Genomic DNA, 15,782 nt, shown 5'->3' on the forward strand with positions numbered 1-15,782 from the left:
CCGCTTAACTTTTTGGACCATGACACATCAGGATCTACTCAATGCAGTCGAAGAATTTGGAAGCCCTTTATATGTTTACGATGCCGATAAGATCAAATCCCAGTACAAACGGCTGACCGATGCTTTTAGATCGGTAGATAAGCTAAAGATTCATTATGCAGTCAAAGCCCTGTCCAATCTTTCCGTCCTGTCCTTGCTCAACAAATTGGGAGCGGGAATGGATACTGTGAGCATACAGGAAGTGAAACTAGCACTTGAGGCTGGAGTGCTCCCACAGGACATCATTTATACACCCAATGGAGTGTCTTTGGAGGAGATCGAAGAAGCGGCTGAATTAGGCGTTAAGATCAACATCGATAACCTCTCTATCCTGGAGCAGTTTGGGACTCGTCATCCGGCTATTCCGGTTTGCGTGCGGATCAACCCGCATGTCATGGCAGGTGGGAATACGAATATTTCTGTTGGTCATATCGATTCGAAGTTCGGAATCTCCATCCATCAGCTTCCTCATATCAAGCGTATCGAATCCAATACCGGAATGATCATCAACGGAATCCACATGCACACAGGCAGTGATATTCTGGATATCGATGTGTTCCTGTATGCCTCTGAGATCTTGTTCGAAGCAGCCACCCATTTCGAGAACCTGGAATTCATCGATTTCGGAAGCGGCTTTAAAGTTCCTTATCGCGAAGGAGATATCGAGACCAATCTCGAAGAGATGGGAGAAAAACTTTCCAAGCGCTTCAACAAATTCTGCGCCGAACGAAACAAGGACCTGACCCTGTCCTTTGAACCTGGGAAATTCCTGGTTAGCGAAGCAGGAAAGTTCCTGGCAAGGGTCAATGCGGTGAAGCAAACTACATCTACGGTCTTTGCCCAGATCGACAGTGGTTTCAATCATTTGATACGCCCTATGCTATACGGCAGCAGGCATGAGATAGCGAATATCTCTAACCCCGAGGGAAGGGAACGCTTTTACAGTGTGGTAGGTTATATCTGCGAAACAGACACTTTTGGTAACAACCGCCGCATTTCAGAGATCCGGGAAGGGGATATTTTGTCCTTTGGCAATGCCGGCGCCTATTGCATGACCATGTCCAGCAATTACAACAGCCGGTATCGACCGGCCGAAGTATTGATGGTCTACGGTAAGGCCCATCTGATCCGTGAGCGCGAAGATTTTGAGGATCTAATCCGCCGCCAAAAATTGATCGAGATGGAGGCTTAAAAAAGAATGGTATGGTTGTTGGATTAGAGCAGAATGTTCAATCTTAAATCCAAAGTATCCCATGAAAACCATCATCAGCACCATCATTTTCAGTATCGCTATCATCTCCGGCGCCTATTTACTGGGTTCCTCCTATGTAGACAGAAGCCGTCCGGAAGGTAACATCAGTGTAACCGGGCTTGGAGAGACGAATTTCAGCTCTGATCTCATCGTCTGGCAAGGCAGTTTTTCCGTAGATAATATGAATATGCAGCAGGCCTATGGTCAGCTTAAGGACCATCAAGCCCTCATTGAGCAATACTTGATCTCCAAAGGGGTATCGGCCAGTGAGATCGTTTTCAACGCGGTTAGCACCAACCGGATGACCAGGCAGAAATACTCCTCCAGCGGCGATTATATGGGAGAGGAATTCAGTGGTTATCGATTGAGTCAGACCGTACAGATCGAGTCTGGAGCTGTAGAGCGGATAGAATCCATTTCGAGGGAAGTTACCGAACTCTTGAACCAGGGGGTACAATTCTATTCCCAGGCCCCGCGATACTACTACACCAAACTAGCTGATCTTAAGATCGAATTGATCTCCAAAGCCTCAGAGGATGCCCGGATAAGGGCCGAAAGAATGGCCGAACAATCAGGGAGCGACCTGGGTGAGCTGCAGACCTCCAGGATGGGAGTTTTCCAGATCACCGGGCAGAATGCCGATGAGGACTACTCCTGGGGAGGCACCTTCAATACTTCCGCCAAACACAAGACTGCATCAATAACCGTCAAATCTGTCTTTAAGGTGGATTGATCCATTTAGAATCGCTCTAAGTTATTTATGATCATCTGGAGGTAACACCTTGGTGATAATCGAGCCGAATAGCAGAATTATCGCTAACTTAACTCTCATGAAAACCAAGAGATTACTCGTGTTTTGCCTCTTTCTGGCATTTGGGATATTTACGGATTTAGTGATTGCCCAAGACTATTCCCTCTACAATAAGGCTAGCCTGGTGGTGGGGAAGGACACCCTACCCTATCGGATTATGTTCCCCGAAAACCTGGAGCCCGACAGGAAATATCCCTTGATCCTGTTTTTACATGGTTCGGGAGAGCGAGGCAATGACAATGAAGCTCAACTCACTCATGGAGCCGACCTCTTTATGAGAGGAGATGTCCGGGCCAATTATCCTGCCTTTGTGGTATTTCCTCAATGCCGTAAAGGAGTAAAATGGAATAATTCTGTCTGGAAACCCGGACCAGCAGCCAGGCAATATACCCTTCCTGAGGGTATTGAAAAAAATCTCCATCAAGACCTTTTAAAGGCATTAATGGAACGACTGGAGTCCAGTCTCCCTTTAGATAAGGATAGGCTCTATGTTGGTGGGCTTTCCATGGGGGTATGGGCACCTTCGAGATCGTTCAACGCAATCCGGGAAAATTTGCGGCAGCCTTTGCCATATGTGGGGGAGCACATCCTGCATCGGCTGGCCGATTGAAAGGACTTTCCTGGTGGGTCTTCCACGGGCAGGCAGATAATGTAGTGCCTCCAATACACAGTGAAGAGATTGTCAAGGCCATGCGCGATATGGGTATTGATGTCCGGTTTAGTCTGTACCCCGATGTGAAACACGATAGCTGGAACCAGGCCTTTGCAGAGCCGGACCTCTTACCTTGGCTATTTAGCCATAAACAATGACAATGATTCTAGCTCCCATTGTTGAAGTGCATCCAATATATTTGAAAAAACTGGCCCACGGCCTCAATTGTAATTGTAATGAAAAAGAGATTGATTTACCTCCTTTTGATCGCCCTGATGGGTTGGTCCTGCTCCTCGGATAGCAATGATCCACCTATTATGAACGATGACGACCAGGGAGGATCCAACGATGATGACCAGGGGATAGAGCTGACAGCTATTCCGGATGAGGCTTTTGAGCAGGCCTTGATCGACCTTGGATTTGACGATGTTCTGGATGGCAGTATCCGGACTGCGAGTGCCCAGAATATCCTGGAACTTGTACTGAATGAAAAAGGAATTGCCGACCTGACCGGTATCCAGGATTTCACAAATCTTGAGAATTTGTGGGTCCAGGATAACGAGCTCACCGCCATAGATGTTACCCAAAACAGCAACTTGAAATTCCTGTTCTTTGATCAGAATCAGATCTCCGAACTGGATGTAAGCAACCTGGCTGTCCTGGAGAAGATCGGTGCGATCGATAATTCACTCACCGAACTGACAGTAAGCAACAACCCCGTATTGAACCTACTCAACCTGACGAACAATGCGTTAGACGCGATCGATGTATCGGCCAACAATGAGTTGTTCCAATTTAATATAGTCGGCAATCCCTTGACCTGTATCAAGGTCAATTCCAATCAGCTTGCGGATATCCCAGATGGCTGGGAGAAGGATCCGGAAGATGAATATGCCATCAAGTGTCAATAAAAAAATCCCGCCACCAAGGCGGGATTATATTATAAATCGCTACATATAATTGCCCAAGTGGTCCAACTTAACCCGCATGGTCTTGTCGCCATTCTTCATCTTGATCTTGTAGATCTTCTTGGCTCCCTTGTCCTTGGTGTATGACACCATATAGACGTCCTTGACAACTTCCCAATTCGGGAAACGCGATTTGAGCGATACCCTTACCTCTTCAGGTAATTGGACATTCTCAAACTTCTCGATGGTCTTGACAATTTCTCCCTTCTCATTGTAGGCAGCCACAATCTTCCCGTCAGGGATGTAGAAGGAAACATTGTAAGTAGCGTAATCGTCAATGTACAGGTCTTGCTCTTCAACGTTGAATCGGGCAGCCTGTCTCTCTAGGGTTTGAACAGGAATGGCGGCTTCGGAATTATCCACCGCACTCAAGTATTTATAGTTGATTGCGGTTACCACTACTTCTTTAAGTTGTTCCACGTCCTGTGCAAACAGCTGGCTGGTTAGGCCTAACAAGAATACGACCATAATAACTTTTCTCATGATACAGGATTTAAGATTAATAAAGCGAATGTACCCAGTTGATAATCAACCAACAATGATAAAAGTCATAATTCCTATAATTCCTATAGGATTATTTTTATAAAAATAAAAAATAAAAAAAATCCCGCCTTACAGCGGGATTCTCTTTCATAGCAATTTACCGATGCTTACTTCGGCATAACAACGTCTCCAATGATGTGGATCACACCATTGCTCGCCATCACATCAGTTTTGATGATCTCACTGTAAGCTCCGTTTTGGTCTTTCAGCCAGATCTTTCCGTCTTTCTGTACAACAGTCAAAGTCTGTCCATTCAAAGCCTTCACTTCGGCTTTTCCATTTCCTTTTTTCAGTGCACCTACTACATCAGAGGCGTTCAATTGTCCGCTTACTACGTGATAAGTCAATACGTTGGTCAGAGCTTTTTTGTTTTCTGGTTGTAGCAAACCATTCAAGGCATTCTTGTCTACTTTGGAGAAGGCAGCGTTGGTCGGGGCAAAAACGGTGAAAGGTCCGTCACCTTGAAGGGCACCTACAAGGTCGGCCGCTTTAAGGGCAGTAACAAGCGTAGAGAAGTCCTTGTTGGATACAGCGATATCTACGATGCTCTTTGAACTTTGAGCCACCATTTGCTGAGCTCCTGAGAATACTAATACAGTAGTTAGAATAAAAATGATCTTTTTCATGATTCTTTTTTTATGATTATAGATTACAATTTTTTGGCGCGCTTACATTCTTATATACACCGGATTTGCATTTTGGATGAGCAGCAGGGCATTTTTTTTTATTTTTAAGGGATCGCTAAATATAGATGCCCGTAAATTCCACCATCATCCAACGCTTTCTTGAGGGAGACCAGCAAGCTCTTTCCCACCTCTACGACCAGTACTCGGGCGCGATCTACGGTGTTTTACTGAGGATGTGTCGGCAGGAAGATATCGCACAGGACGTTTTGCAGGAAACATTTATCACGATTTGGGAGAAAAGGAACTCTTACAATCCTGAAAAAGGCCAATTCTATACCTGGGCATATCGAATTGGGCGAAATAAAATGTTAAATTTTTTAAGAAATTCACCTGACCTCATCCAAAAAGAGGATTTAAGTGTATATGATAATAAAGGGGCCTCCGAGGAACAGCCTCTTGACCGTGAGGCATTAAACGGGGCAATCGCCAAGTTGGAACCTCACCACAAACAAGCCCTGGATCTGGTATACTTTAGTGGGATGACCCACAGAGAGGCCCACCAGGAGATGAATGTAGCTCTGGGCACCTTTAAATCCTACATTCGCCAGGCACTGAAGAAGTTGAGAGAAAATTATCAGGTGGTAACTGCACTGCTGATGATGATGATCGACAAGATGTTATGATGAAGCGAGAAGAAATAATTGAAGCTGGCCTGCTTGAGCGCCATGTCCTGGGGGAACTTAGCCAGGAGGAGCTTATGATGCTGGAATCCCAGCTAGAAGCCGACGGTGAATTACGTGCCCAACTTTCACAATTGGAAGAGGACTTGGAGTCCATGGCCTTGGAAAATGCGATTGTCCCCCCTGCCGCCATTAAGGCTGCCGTGATGGAAGCTAGCGATCCTAAACAGAAGGTTATACAGTTGAAGCGAAACGAGCGCAATGCGTATTTCGCAATCGCGGCTAGTTTGGCCGCTGTATTTATGTTGACTTCTGGATGGTTATTCAAGGAAGTTCGACAGATGGAGAATCAGGTCGAAGTAGTTCAGACTGAAAATTCAGAATTACAGACCGAGCTGGAAAAGATCAATGATCAATACGATCGGACCCAGCAATGGTATACCGCTATTAACGATCCCAATACGGAACGTTATCTTATGAAAGGTAATTTGAAATCTCCACAGACCGAGGTGATCTCCTATGTGAACCACACCGAGAAAGAGGTTTATCTCAATACCGTTGGACTACCGGAACTAAGCGACGAAGAAGACTACCAGTTATGGGGTGACGTAGATGGTGAAATGATCGATATGGGAGTTATACCTAAAGGCGAGTCCATGGTCGCCATGAGATACCTGGACGAGGCAGAATCGCTGAATATCACTATTGAACCAGCCGGAGGTAGCGACCACCCAACGGTCACCCGTCTCATTACGAACGTTTACCTGAATTAAGCCCTTATCTTTTGGGCCTAAATTGTATTTTTAGGCCATGCGCTTCCTTCTTCTCTTTTTACTCATTTTGTTGACGGCCTGTTCCGGACCCGACCTTGATCCCATTCAACATGTGCTTAGGAGCAGCCATCCGGCCATGCTCAATGTGCTGCACGATGTAAAGAAATATGAGATCCAGATCATCTATACCCGAATAGATACCTTGGAAAATGGAGCGATCAGTTTCCAGGACTATACCTTCAGAACAAGGGACAGCAGTTATTTCTACCCCGCGAGTACCGTAAAGTTCCCTGTTGCGGTCTTGGCCTTGGAATATGCCGATGCCCAGCCTGAAATAAATTTGAAAAGTTCATTTCGCTCCAGCCCGGACAGCATTTGGCATTCTATAGATGATGATGTTCGGCAGATCTTTGCCGTTTCAGACAATGCCGCCAATAACCGATTGTATGAATTAATGGGCAGGGACCAGATCAACAATAGGATGGCAGATCTGGGTGTAGGCGCGTTCAGGATGGCTCATCGATTATCGACCCCTGACTCAGACCGGGCTAGGAGAGACACATTGTGGTTTGAAGAAAATGGAGACACACTCCAACTCGGCGGAGGGATGGATCAGGAGATCGTGCCACTTCAGCTGGATCTTATAAAAAAAGGCAAAGGATTTATACGAGATGGTAATATAGTCAATGAGCCAATGGACTTTAGCCGGAAGAACTATTTTCCACTGGCTACCCAACATGCACTGATGAAAAGAATCATTTTCCCGGACAATTTTAAGCAAGAGCAATTGCCACAAATCAGTGCGGAAAGCAGGAAGTCTCTCCTGCATCATATGCATACCTTGCCGAAAGATGCAGGCTACGACCAGACTGATTATTACGACAGTTATGGGAAATTCTTTCTTTACGGAGACAGCAAGGAGCCTATACCGGATCATATCAGCATCTACAACAAGGTGGGTTATGCCTATGGCACCTTATCGGAGACGGCTTTTATTCACGACCGCAAAACGGGTATCGGTTTTATGCTTTCGGCTACCATACTGGTCAATGAGGACGGTATCTTTAACAATGATAATTACGAATACGACAAGATCGGGATTCCATTTATGGCCCAGTTAGGACGGGAACTATACGTCTATGAAAGCGCTACTCGTTAGAGTTTCCAGGAAGAGAACTCTCCTACCGCAGCTCTAAATTCGGACATCATATCGGAAACGATCTGGGCGGCTGGTTTAATCTCGTGTATAAGCCCGGAGATCTGCCCGATCTCTAACTCACCCTCGATCAGGTCGCCTTCAAACATCCCTCTTTTCGCACGGGCACGGCCAAGGAGTTCTTTCAATTGTTCTACGGTCGGCCCCTCCTTATACAAGTCCTGTACATCCTGATAGAACTTATTTTTGATCAAACGTACCGGCGCAAGTTCCTTTAAGGTCAATTGCGTATCACCCTCTTTGGCATCTACAACGACCTGCTTAAATGCTTGATGTGCACTGGATTCTTCTGAAGCCACAAACCGACTTCCTACCTGCACTCCGTCCGCTCCCAATACCATAGCAGCCAACATCCCTCTACCGTTAGCTATACCGCCAGCGGCAATCAAGGGCACATCCAGCTTCTCCCTTACCATCGGGATCAGCGTAAAGGTTGTGGTCTCCTCTCTTCCGTTATGACCACCAGCTTCAAATCCTTCCGCCACCACGGCATCTACACCGGCATCCTGTGCCTTCAGAGCAAATTTCACGCTGCTTACCACATGCACCACCGTGATTCCGGCCTCTTTCAAGCGAGGAGTAAAGGTTTTGGGGTTTCCCGCCGATGTAAAGACTATAGGTACTTCATAACGCAATATGAGATCCATGATCTCTTCCAGGTTGGGGTAGAGCATGGGCACATTGACCCCAAATGGCCGGTTTGTTGCAGCCTTGCATTTTTGAAGGTGTTCTTCCAGAATATGCGGGTACATTGATCCTGCCCCGATCAATCCCAATCCGCCTACATTGCTGACGGCAGAGGCCAATTTCCAACCACTGTTCCAGATCATTCCGGCCTGAACTATGGGTAGATCAATATTAAAAAGTTGAGTTATTCTGGTCTCCATTAACGCTTGATCAATTTCAGCGATTGGCGCAGATTATTGCCTTCCAGGCTAAGAATATACATCCCTTGACCCAAACGACTAATATTGAATTGAGGGGTATTTGCGTTGACGCTGCTCCGCAAAATTACCTCCCCGAGTACGTTATAAACGGTCAGTTCTGCTCCTTGGATCCCCTCAGGAAAATTGATCATCACCACATCTGTAGCCGGGTTTGGCCAAATACCAAAACGAGTCCGTTCCAGATTGTCTTCTACCGCCAATGTCTGAAGTCGCTGATAGGCTTCTTCAAAATCCGGGATTCCATAACCCATTTGATCAGTTGGATCATCAAATAAGGAGGATGATTCTCTGATGATCTGCATCAGCTCGGCATTGGTTGTTTCTGGCCTGAACTGCCAAAGACTGGCCACAGCACCAGCTGTAATTGGAGAACTAAACGATGTGCCGCTACTGAAGTCCAGGTTACCGTTTCCGTTGATTACGGCCGCCTGAGATCCCTGGGCCATCACATCTGGTTTCACACGTCCATCCACGGTAGGTCCAATGGAACTAAAACTGGCATATTCACCGGAGGCCGTTACCGCTCCTACCGTCAAAACTCCAGGTGCATCTGCCGGAGTGCCTACAAAGGTGAAACCGCCACCGTCATTCCCGGCGGAAGTGACCAATAGCATCCCCTTTTCGAAGGCTATATTAGCTCCTCTGGCAGAGAATGTAGTCTCTCCGTCCAGGTCCTCGTAACTGTGATCGTAATTCGGGTTGTCATAATCCTGATATCCCAAAGAAGTATTTACAACATCCACACCTAAACTATCGGCTCGTTCCAGAGCTTCCACCCAATACGCTTCTTCCACCGGAACCTCGGTCGGGGCAAATTCTGTTCGAAAAAGATAGTAAGAGGCTCCTGGAGCCGTACCTACGATCTGCCCTTCTAACAAGGCCCCCATATCGCTGAAGGTACGGGTCCCATGAGAACCAGTTCCCGTTACACTTACCTGGCGTTCCACAAAGTTATAGGTACCCAGCAATCGTCCATCACTGACGATGTGATCGAAAGCCTGGATGGAATTGACATTTGGAAACCCACTGTCCAATACGGCAATGATCATGCCCTCACCAGTAAGTTCTTGTTGGTGCAGGAAATCTGCACCTATCATGCTGATCTGATTCTCGGCGGCACCATAGTCATATGTTACTCTTTGGAAGCTATCTTCTAATTCGAATTTGTTGTTCCGACCTGATGGGGCAGGAAGAAGATTGAGGTCCTTATCAGCAAACTCTAACTGTTGTACCATGGGCAGATCCAAAAGGGCTTCCAAATCCTCTTGAGTTCCTTGAACATAAACGCAATTCAACCATTTTGATTTGGCCAGAACCAGCACTCCGGTTGCCGCCTTAACCTGGTCGATATAGCCCTGATCAACTGGGACATCCCTAAGATCAATGGAGACATTGTGCAAGGCCTTTCGGTCTAAGGACTCCTGGGTCAATATGGAAAGTGGATCCTCTAAGGCCTCCTCAGAGCCGGGTTTATCGGTAAAATAGACCCAGGCATCCTGAATTTGTGCTTGAGAAGTAAATGCTGATACCAGCAAAAAAAGGAGTAAATATGTTTTCATAGCTGTGGATAGAACCGTTCACTGATCAGGAGATCACACCGCTGCCTACAAGCTCATCTTCCAGATACCAGGCTACAAACTGCCCTTCGGTTATGGCCGACTGCGGCTTATCAAAGATAACATAAAGTCCTGAATACGTCCGGTGTAGGCGAGCCGTCTGCAAGGGCTGTCGATATCGGATGCGGGCCATCACCTCCATGGTCTGGTCTTCCTCCAAGGCCAGGTCTTCCCTAACCCAGTGAAGTTCTTCTTCACGGACAAATAAGCCTCTTCGATAGAGTCCTGGATGATCCTTTCCCTGTCCTGTATAAATAATGTTTCGCTCTACGTCAGTCTCGATCACAAACAGCGGTTGCTGCTTCCCTCCTATGGCAAGACCTTTCCGTTGCCCTTTAGTGAAGTAATGTGCCCCTTGGTGGGTTCCCACCACTTCTCCATCTTCTGGCTGATAGACTGGTTTTTTGGACAGATAGGCCCATTCTTCTTGAGGTGATTCAAAGCTGGATGGTCCGCTTTGATAACCCCCAAAATTCTCAGGAACTTCAACTACTTGTCCCTCCTTAGGCGCCAATTGCTGTTGCAGGAATTCGGGAAGACGGACTTTACCGATAAAACACAAACCTTGAGAATCTCGCTTTTCTGCTGTGATCAAACCCTGTTCTGAGGCAATCTCCCTCACCTGGGGTTTGAGCAGTTCGCCAACAGGAAATAAGGTCTTTGATAATTGCTCCTGGGACAATTGACAGAGAAAATAAGACTGATCCTTGTTAGGGTCCTTGCCGGTCAATAGCCGGTAAAACTTCTCACCGTCCTTCTCTACCACATCTTTACGACAATAGTGACCGGTTGCCACGTAGTCGGCTCCCAGGTCCAGGGCGATCTTGAGGAAAACGTCAAACTTGATCTCCCGGTTGCACAATACATCGGGATTCGGTGTACGACCCTGCTCATACTCCCGGAACATATAGTCCACTATACGCTCTTTGTAGGTTTCGCTCAGATCGATAGTCTGGAAGGGTATACCCAGTTTATCCGCAACAAGCATTGCATCGTTACTGTCGTCCAGCCAGGGGCATTCGTTGGAAATGGTAACCGAGTCATCGTGCCAGTTTTTCATGAACAGGCCGATAACCTCGTAACCTTGCTCCTTTAGCAAATAGGCCGCCACGGAAGAATCGACTCCTCCGCTCAAACCAACAACTACCCGCTTCTTTTCCATCAGTGATAAAATTCAGTGCAAATTTACGACAATTCCGATTTTCTGGTGCATCGGAAGGATTAGCTAAGTCACCATGAAGGAGGTCTCCTTACTGCTTTTTCTTGGGTTTGGGAAAGCGTTCTTCCGAGATGAGTTTCCCATCGGCATAATTGGTCCAAAGGCCGTGCTTCTTACCATTCTTGTAAAAACCCTTGATGACCACATCCCCTTTGGCGTTGTAGTAGATGGCCTCGCCCTGCAACTCATCCTGCACATAGGCAAGGTCTTTCAGGAGTACACCTTCTGGCGAGAAATACTGGTTTGGGCCTTCCTTGATACCATCTTTGTAGGTGATCTTTTCGGTAACCTGCCCATTGGGATAATAGGTTTCCCAATTCCCATCCAACTTCCCATTGGTATAGAACTCCCTAGTCATCACCTGGTCCGTACCCTTGTGAAAGAACAGCCATTCTCCTTCCCTGGCTTTGCCCACCATCTTACCGGTGGAAACTAATAATCCATTTGGGGTAAAATAACTGACCTCAGTCGTGTTGGAATTCTTCTGAAACTGTTTGATCACCGAAGGCTGATCCCCGCAATCCCCGCAATAGAAACGAAATTCCCCCACTTCCTTACCATGCTCAAAGCTTCCTTGGTATCTCAGTTGCTGAGTGCCTTCGTAGTATTTCCGCCAGGGACCATGACGCTCTCCGGCCTTATCCACCTGATTGAATTCCTGGGCAGAAAGGTTTCCGACTACGATAAGAATAAAAACAGTTAATAAGCGCTTCACTGGATTGATTTTAGAACAAAAACGTCCAAACCATCGCCATAATTGTGTAATACGAACAAACAGGCTATTTCCTTGCCCGTTGTTGGTTCTTTTTCTGTTGCTCGGCCTGCTCCATCATCTCACTCATTTTACGCTGAAACTTGCTTTGCTTCTTTGGTTTCTTCTTGTTCTCCTGGATCTTGGCGTGGATCTTATCCTCGTCCAGGATCATGTTTTTGATGACCAGCATAATACTAATTGTCAGCACATTAGAGGTAAAGTAATAGAGTGAAAGACCACTAGCATAGTTGTTAAAGAAGACCAGCATGAATAAAGGAGACAAGTACATCAGGAACTTCATATTAGGCATTCCCGGTTGCTGTTGTGCCTGCATGGACTGCCCCATGGTCATTCGCATATAGATAAAGATCGCAATTGAAGCCAGGATGGGGAACAAACTCACGTGATCTCCATAGAATGGAATGTGAAATGGTAATTCGTACACCACATCATAACTGGAAAGATCATCCGCCCAGAGGAAACTCTTCCCCCTGAGGTCGTAGGCCATGGGAAAGAAGGTAAATAGGGCATAGAAGACCGGGATCTGCATCAAGGCAGGCAAACATCCCTTTAGAGGACTGGCGCCGGCGATGTTCTGCAACTTCATGGTCTCCTGCTGGATCTTCATATTGTCACCTTCGTATTCTTGACGGATCTCGTCCAGTTCCGGCTTGAGTATCTTCATCTTGGCCTGGGCCACATACTGCCTGTACTGAACAGGGGAAAGCATGATCTTGATGATGATGGTCAAGACGATGATGGCAATTCCTGCAGGTAGGAATCCACTTAAGAATCCAAATAATGGGATGATGAAATATTTGTTGATCACACCAAAGATTCCCCAGCCCAAAGGCATAGCTTCGTCCAGGTTACGGCCATATTCCTTGAGAATCTGGTAATCCGTCGGGCCGTAGTACATGTTCATGTTGTAGCTCAGGGCTCCCCCCTTCGGCTCCAATAACATCTTAGCTCCATAACGTTTGGTATAAAGCGTATCTACTGTTTCATCCTCAACCAAGTCTGTCGAAGTGAACTGAACTTCCGGGAATGCCTCATCAGTAAGTAACATCGAACTAAAGAAATGCTGTCTGAAGTTCATCCAGCTGACATCTTTCTCCAATTCGTCATCTTCTCCACCAGGAGACAGTTTACTGTGCTTATCCCCTTCGTACTGGTAGGTCAGACGAGTATATCGATTTTCATAAGTAATACTTCGCGCGGTGCGATAGGCCTGTAACTGCCAGTCCAGGTTAATGGGACGGCTGGTATCCATGATCCCTTCCATACCCTGGGTCCGCAGGTTGAAATCCAACATGTACTCTCCTGGTCTCAGTTCATATCGATATTCGAGAAAACTGTTCGCAGAAGTCTTCAATTTCATGGAAAGTACCGGGTTATCCCCGTTCTGTGTCAGTTCTGGTTCAAAGAAAAGATCACGGCTGTTTAGTAATCGGTTCTCGGAAGAGAACTGCATGTTCAAGTCCGCATTGCCATCCTTGATCAGGTAGATAGGTTCTCCCAGGTAATTGCTTTCGTTCTTTACCAGGGCCTCAGTAATATACCCCCCTTTGTTGCTCACGGTGAGCTTCAGCACATCATTTTCGATCACGGTGGTTCCTCCTTGTGCTGATGGCAGGCTGGCGGAGTAGGCAAATGATCCCAACTTGTTTTGGGCGTCGGCCATGGCAACGGAATCGTTACTACTAACCACTATTTGCTCTGTTGCCTCATCGAAACTGATGGCTTGCTTGGTACTATCTTCTGCAGCCTGTTCTGCTTCCTCTTTGGCAGCCTCTATACGGGCAGCCTCCAACTCTTCTTCAGTTGGTTGATTCTGATAGAGCATGAACAACAGTATGGCTCCGATCAGTACAAAACCGATTATCGAGTTGATATCAAATTTCTTTTCTTCCATATGTCAAACCGACTCTAAGCCGGTGATTATTAGTATTCCCACAGTGGCAATAATCCTACCCCTTTTCTATTTTCAGACAAATTGTCTTATTTCTTTTGGGCAAATTCGTAGGCCGCGGCCACAAAGGCAACAAACAGCGGGTGCGGATTGGCAACCGTACTTTTATATTCCGGGTGGAACTGCACCCCAACAAACCACGGATGGTCGGGAAGTTCAACCACTTCGACCAATCCGGTATCCGGATTTACTCCAGTTACCTTTAAGCCGGCATTAACCAGATCCTCGCGATATTTATCGTTGAATTCATAGCGGTGACGATGCCGCTCTGATATGTGTTTTTTGCCATAGGCCTCAAAACTTTTGGAGTCCTCGATCAGATCACATTTCCAGGATCCTAATCGCATGGTACCGCCTTTATGGGTAACATGTTTTTGATCTTCCATCAGATCGATCACGGGATGAGGAGTATTTTCATCCATCTCCGTAGAATTGGCTCCTTCCAGATTAAGGATGTTCCTGGCGTATTCTATTACCGCCATTTGCATCCCCAGACAGATCCCCAGGAATGGAATTCCTTTTTCGCGGGCATATCGAACCGCATCGATCTTGCCTTCAATCCCTCGCTCACCAAAACCAGGAGCCACCAGAAGACCATCCAGGCCTTCCATCTGCTTATCCATATGGTCTACATCGATATGCTCGGAATGGATGGATCTGACGCGTACCTTGATCTCGTTCGCCGCTCCTCCGTGTATAAAGGATTCCAGTATGGATTTGTAACTGTCCTGTAATTCGACATACTTGCCGATCAGACCAATACAAACCTCCCCTTTGGGATTTTTATGCCGTTGCAGGAACTCGTTCCAAGGCTCCATTTGAGGTTCCTTTTTACTTTCCAAGCGCAGTTTCTTCAAAGCTACTTGATCCAAACCTTCGTCAAACATCATATTGGGAACATCGTAAATGGTCGATGCATCGATGGACTGAACCACTGCCTCTTTCTCCACATTACAGAATAGAGCCAGTTTAGATTTCAGGTCATCAGAGAGTTCGTGTTCTGTACGGCAGACCAGGATATCGGCCTGCAAACCACTTTCCATCAAGGTCTTTACCGAGTGTTGGGTTGGTTTGGTCTTTAGCTCTCCCGCAGCAGCCAGATAAGGGATAAGGGTCAGGTGGATCACCAGGCTGTTGTGCTCGCCCAATTCCCACTTCAATTGTCTGACGGATTCGATATATGGTAAGGACTCAATATCCCCTACCGTTCCACCGATCTCTGTAATGACTATGTCGTAATCGCCATTCTTTCCCAGGATCTGTATACGATCTTTGATCTCGTTGGTAATATGCGGGATTACTTGAACGGTTTTTCCAAGGAATTCCCCCTTACGCTCCTTTTCGATCACACTTTGGTAGATCCGCCCCGTTGTTACATTGTTGGCTTGGGAAGTTGGCACGTTCAGAAAGCGCTCGTAATGTCCCAGGTCTAGGTCAGTCTCCGCCCCATCATCGGTCACATAACACTCTCCGTGCTCATAAGGATTCAAAGTGCCGGGATCCACATTGATATAAGGGTCCAGCTTCTGAATGGTCACACGAAATCCGCGTGCCTGAAGCAGCTTGGCCAGAGAGGCCGCAATGATACCTTTACCTAATGATGATGAAACCCCGCCCGTAACGAAGATATACTTAGTATTGCCCATGAAGAAGAAGCCTTGTTGTTACCTATACGGGAGGCAAAGTTACGGAATATTCGCTTGGAATCGGCTAA

The 15,782-nt window shown here is 46.7% G+C and carries 16 protein-coding genes; 8 read left to right on the plus strand and 8 right to left on the minus strand.

Annotated elements, in window-relative coordinates; all coding sequences use genetic code 11:
• Positions 1–19 precede the first annotated feature (19 nt).
• The 5 genes from lysA to BST85_RS07485 all read left to right on the plus strand — a co-directional run bounded on the left by lysA (position 20) and on the right by BST85_RS07485 (position 3,665).
• Positions 20–1,231 (plus strand): diaminopimelate decarboxylase, encoded by a 1,212-nt coding sequence (gene lysA, locus BST85_RS07470; protein ID WP_104812674.1) that lies wholly within the window; start codon positions 20–22, stop codon positions 1,229–1,231.
• Positions 1,232–1,292: 61 nt separating this feature from the next.
• Positions 1,293–2,024, plus strand: a complete 732-nt coding sequence (locus BST85_RS07475; protein ID WP_104812675.1) for an SIMPL domain-containing protein — start codon at positions 1,293–1,295, stop codon at positions 2,022–2,024.
• Positions 2,025–2,121: 97 nt separating this feature from the next.
• Positions 2,122–2,712, plus strand: a complete 591-nt coding sequence (locus tag BST85_RS07480; RefSeq protein WP_104812676.1) for a carboxylesterase family protein — start codon at positions 2,122–2,124, stop codon at positions 2,710–2,712.
• Positions 2,709–2,912: a prolyl oligopeptidase family serine peptidase gene (locus tag BST85_RS14240; protein ID WP_181039983.1), complete on the plus strand. Its 204-nt coding sequence runs from the start codon at positions 2,709–2,711 to the stop codon at positions 2,910–2,912. Before BST85_RS07480 ends, BST85_RS14240 begins: the two co-directional genes overlap by 4 nt.
• A 78-nt stretch (positions 2,913–2,990) precedes the next feature.
• On the plus strand, positions 2,991–3,665 hold the full coding sequence (locus BST85_RS07485) for a leucine-rich repeat domain-containing protein (protein WP_104812677.1): 675 nt from the start codon (positions 2,991–2,993) through the stop codon (positions 3,663–3,665).
• A gap of 39 nt (positions 3,666–3,704) precedes the next feature.
• On the opposite strand, the gene BST85_RS07490 is transcribed toward BST85_RS07485, so the two are convergent.
• Together BST85_RS07490 and BST85_RS07495 are read right to left on the minus strand one after the other, a co-directional pair.
• Positions 3,705–4,205 (minus strand): nicotinate-nucleotide adenylyltransferase, encoded by a 501-nt coding sequence (locus BST85_RS07490; RefSeq protein ID WP_104812678.1) that lies wholly within the window; start codon positions 4,203–4,205, stop codon positions 3,705–3,707.
• Positions 4,206–4,372: 167 nt separating this feature from the next.
• Entirely contained in the window at positions 4,373–4,891 is a 519-nt protein-coding gene (locus BST85_RS07495; protein ID WP_104812679.1) for a fasciclin domain-containing protein, read from the minus strand.
• A gap of 125 nt (positions 4,892–5,016) precedes the next feature.
• Here BST85_RS07495 and BST85_RS07500 point away from each other — a divergent pair, with 125 nt between their 5' ends.
• From BST85_RS07500 to BST85_RS07510, 3 genes are read left to right on the plus strand one after another with little or no spacing between them, the layout of a single operon-like run.
• On the plus strand, positions 5,017–5,574 hold the full coding sequence (locus BST85_RS07500; RefSeq protein WP_104812680.1) for an RNA polymerase sigma factor: 558 nt from the start codon (positions 5,017–5,019) through the stop codon (positions 5,572–5,574).
• Positions 5,574–6,344, plus strand: a complete 771-nt coding sequence (locus BST85_RS07505; protein ID WP_181039984.1) for an anti-sigma factor — start codon at positions 5,574–5,576, stop codon at positions 6,342–6,344. Before BST85_RS07500 ends, BST85_RS07505 begins: the two co-directional genes overlap by 1 nt.
• A 37-nt stretch (positions 6,345–6,381) precedes the next feature.
• Positions 6,382–7,503 (plus strand): serine hydrolase, encoded by a 1,122-nt coding sequence (locus BST85_RS07510; RefSeq protein WP_104812682.1) that lies wholly within the window; start codon positions 6,382–6,384, stop codon positions 7,501–7,503.
• On the opposite strand, the gene BST85_RS07515 is transcribed toward BST85_RS07510, so the two are convergent.
• The 6 genes from BST85_RS07515 to BST85_RS07540 all read right to left on the minus strand — a co-directional run bounded on the left by BST85_RS07515 (position 7,500) and on the right by BST85_RS07540 (position 15,714).
• Positions 7,500–8,447 (minus strand): NAD(P)H-dependent flavin oxidoreductase, encoded by a 948-nt coding sequence (locus BST85_RS07515; RefSeq protein WP_104812683.1) that lies wholly within the window; start codon positions 8,445–8,447, stop codon positions 7,500–7,502. The two genes, BST85_RS07510 and BST85_RS07515, sit on opposite strands and share 4 nt — an antisense overlap.
• Positions 8,447–10,066: a S8 family serine peptidase gene (locus tag BST85_RS07520; protein WP_104812684.1), complete on the minus strand. Its 1,620-nt coding sequence runs from the start codon at positions 10,064–10,066 to the stop codon at positions 8,447–8,449. Before BST85_RS07520 ends, BST85_RS07515 begins: the two co-directional genes overlap by 1 nt.
• Positions 10,067–10,091: 25 nt before the next feature.
• The gene (mnmA, locus tag BST85_RS07525; protein ID WP_104812685.1) at positions 10,092–11,285 is read right to left on the minus strand and encodes a tRNA 2-thiouridine(34) synthase MnmA; all 1,194 of its coding nucleotides are present in this window, start codon (positions 11,283–11,285) and stop codon (positions 10,092–10,094) included.
• 88 nt (positions 11,286–11,373) lie between these two features.
• Complete coding sequence (locus BST85_RS07530; RefSeq protein ID WP_104812686.1) at positions 11,374–12,057, minus strand: toxin-antitoxin system YwqK family antitoxin; 684 nt, start codon at positions 12,055–12,057, stop codon at positions 11,374–11,376.
• Between the two features lie 64 nt (positions 12,058–12,121).
• Positions 12,122–14,011 carry a membrane protein insertase YidC gene (yidC, locus tag BST85_RS07535; RefSeq protein ID WP_104812687.1) on the minus strand — a complete coding sequence of 630 codons (1,890 nt, stop codon included), beginning with the start codon at positions 14,009–14,011 and terminating at the stop codon, positions 12,122–12,124.
• An 86-nt stretch (positions 14,012–14,097) separates the two neighbouring features.
• Complete coding sequence (locus tag BST85_RS07540) at positions 14,098–15,714, minus strand: CTP synthase (protein WP_104812688.1); 1,617 nt, start codon at positions 15,712–15,714, stop codon at positions 14,098–14,100.
• Positions 15,715–15,782: the final 68 nt, after the last annotated feature.

Source organism: Aureitalea marina, assembly GCF_002943755.1.
Taxonomy (GTDB): Bacteria; Bacteroidota; Bacteroidia; order Flavobacteriales; family Flavobacteriaceae; genus Aureitalea; species Aureitalea marina.

What these genes read in the sequence shown, in the direction of transcription:
- lysA (WP_104812674.1), top strand. Translation starts at nt 20, where the DNA reads ATGACACATCAGGATCTACTCAATGCAGTCGAAGAATTTGGAAGCCCT.
- BST85_RS07475 (WP_104812675.1), top strand. Translation starts at nt 1,293, where the DNA reads ATGAAAACCATCATCAGCACCATCATTTTCAGTATCGCTATCATCTCC.
- BST85_RS07480 (WP_104812676.1), top strand. Translation starts at nt 2,122, where the DNA reads ATGAAAACCAAGAGATTACTCGTGTTTTGCCTCTTTCTGGCATTTGGG.
- BST85_RS07485 (WP_104812677.1), top strand. Translation starts at nt 2,991, where the DNA reads ATGAAAAAGAGATTGATTTACCTCCTTTTGATCGCCCTGATGGGTTGG.
- BST85_RS07490 (WP_104812678.1), bottom strand. Translation starts at nt 4,205, where the DNA reads ATGAGAAAAGTTATTATGGTCGTATTCTTGTTAGGCCTAACCAGCCAG.
- BST85_RS07495 (WP_104812679.1), bottom strand. Translation starts at nt 4,891, where the DNA reads ATGAAAAAGATCATTTTTATTCTAACTACTGTATTAGTATTCTCAGGA.
- BST85_RS07500 (WP_104812680.1), top strand. Translation starts at nt 5,017, where the DNA reads ATGCCCGTAAATTCCACCATCATCCAACGCTTTCTTGAGGGAGACCAG.
- BST85_RS07505 (WP_181039984.1), top strand. Translation starts at nt 5,574, where the DNA reads ATGAAGCGAGAAGAAATAATTGAAGCTGGCCTGCTTGAGCGCCATGTC.
- BST85_RS07510 (WP_104812682.1), top strand. Translation starts at nt 6,382, where the DNA reads ATGCGCTTCCTTCTTCTCTTTTTACTCATTTTGTTGACGGCCTGTTCC.
- BST85_RS07515 (WP_104812683.1), bottom strand. Translation starts at nt 8,447, where the DNA reads ATGGAGACCAGAATAACTCAACTTTTTAATATTGATCTACCCATAGTT.
- BST85_RS07520 (WP_104812684.1), bottom strand. Translation starts at nt 10,066, where the DNA reads ATGAAAACATATTTACTCCTTTTTTTGCTGGTATCAGCATTTACTTCT.
- mnmA (WP_104812685.1), bottom strand. Translation starts at nt 11,285, where the DNA reads ATGGAAAAGAAGCGGGTAGTTGTTGGTTTGAGCGGAGGAGTCGATTCT.
- yidC (WP_104812687.1), bottom strand. Translation starts at nt 14,011, where the DNA reads ATGGAAGAAAAGAAATTTGATATCAACTCGATAATCGGTTTTGTACTG.
- BST85_RS07540 (WP_104812688.1), bottom strand. Translation starts at nt 15,714, where the DNA reads ATGGGCAATACTAAGTATATCTTCGTTACGGGCGGGGTTTCATCATCA.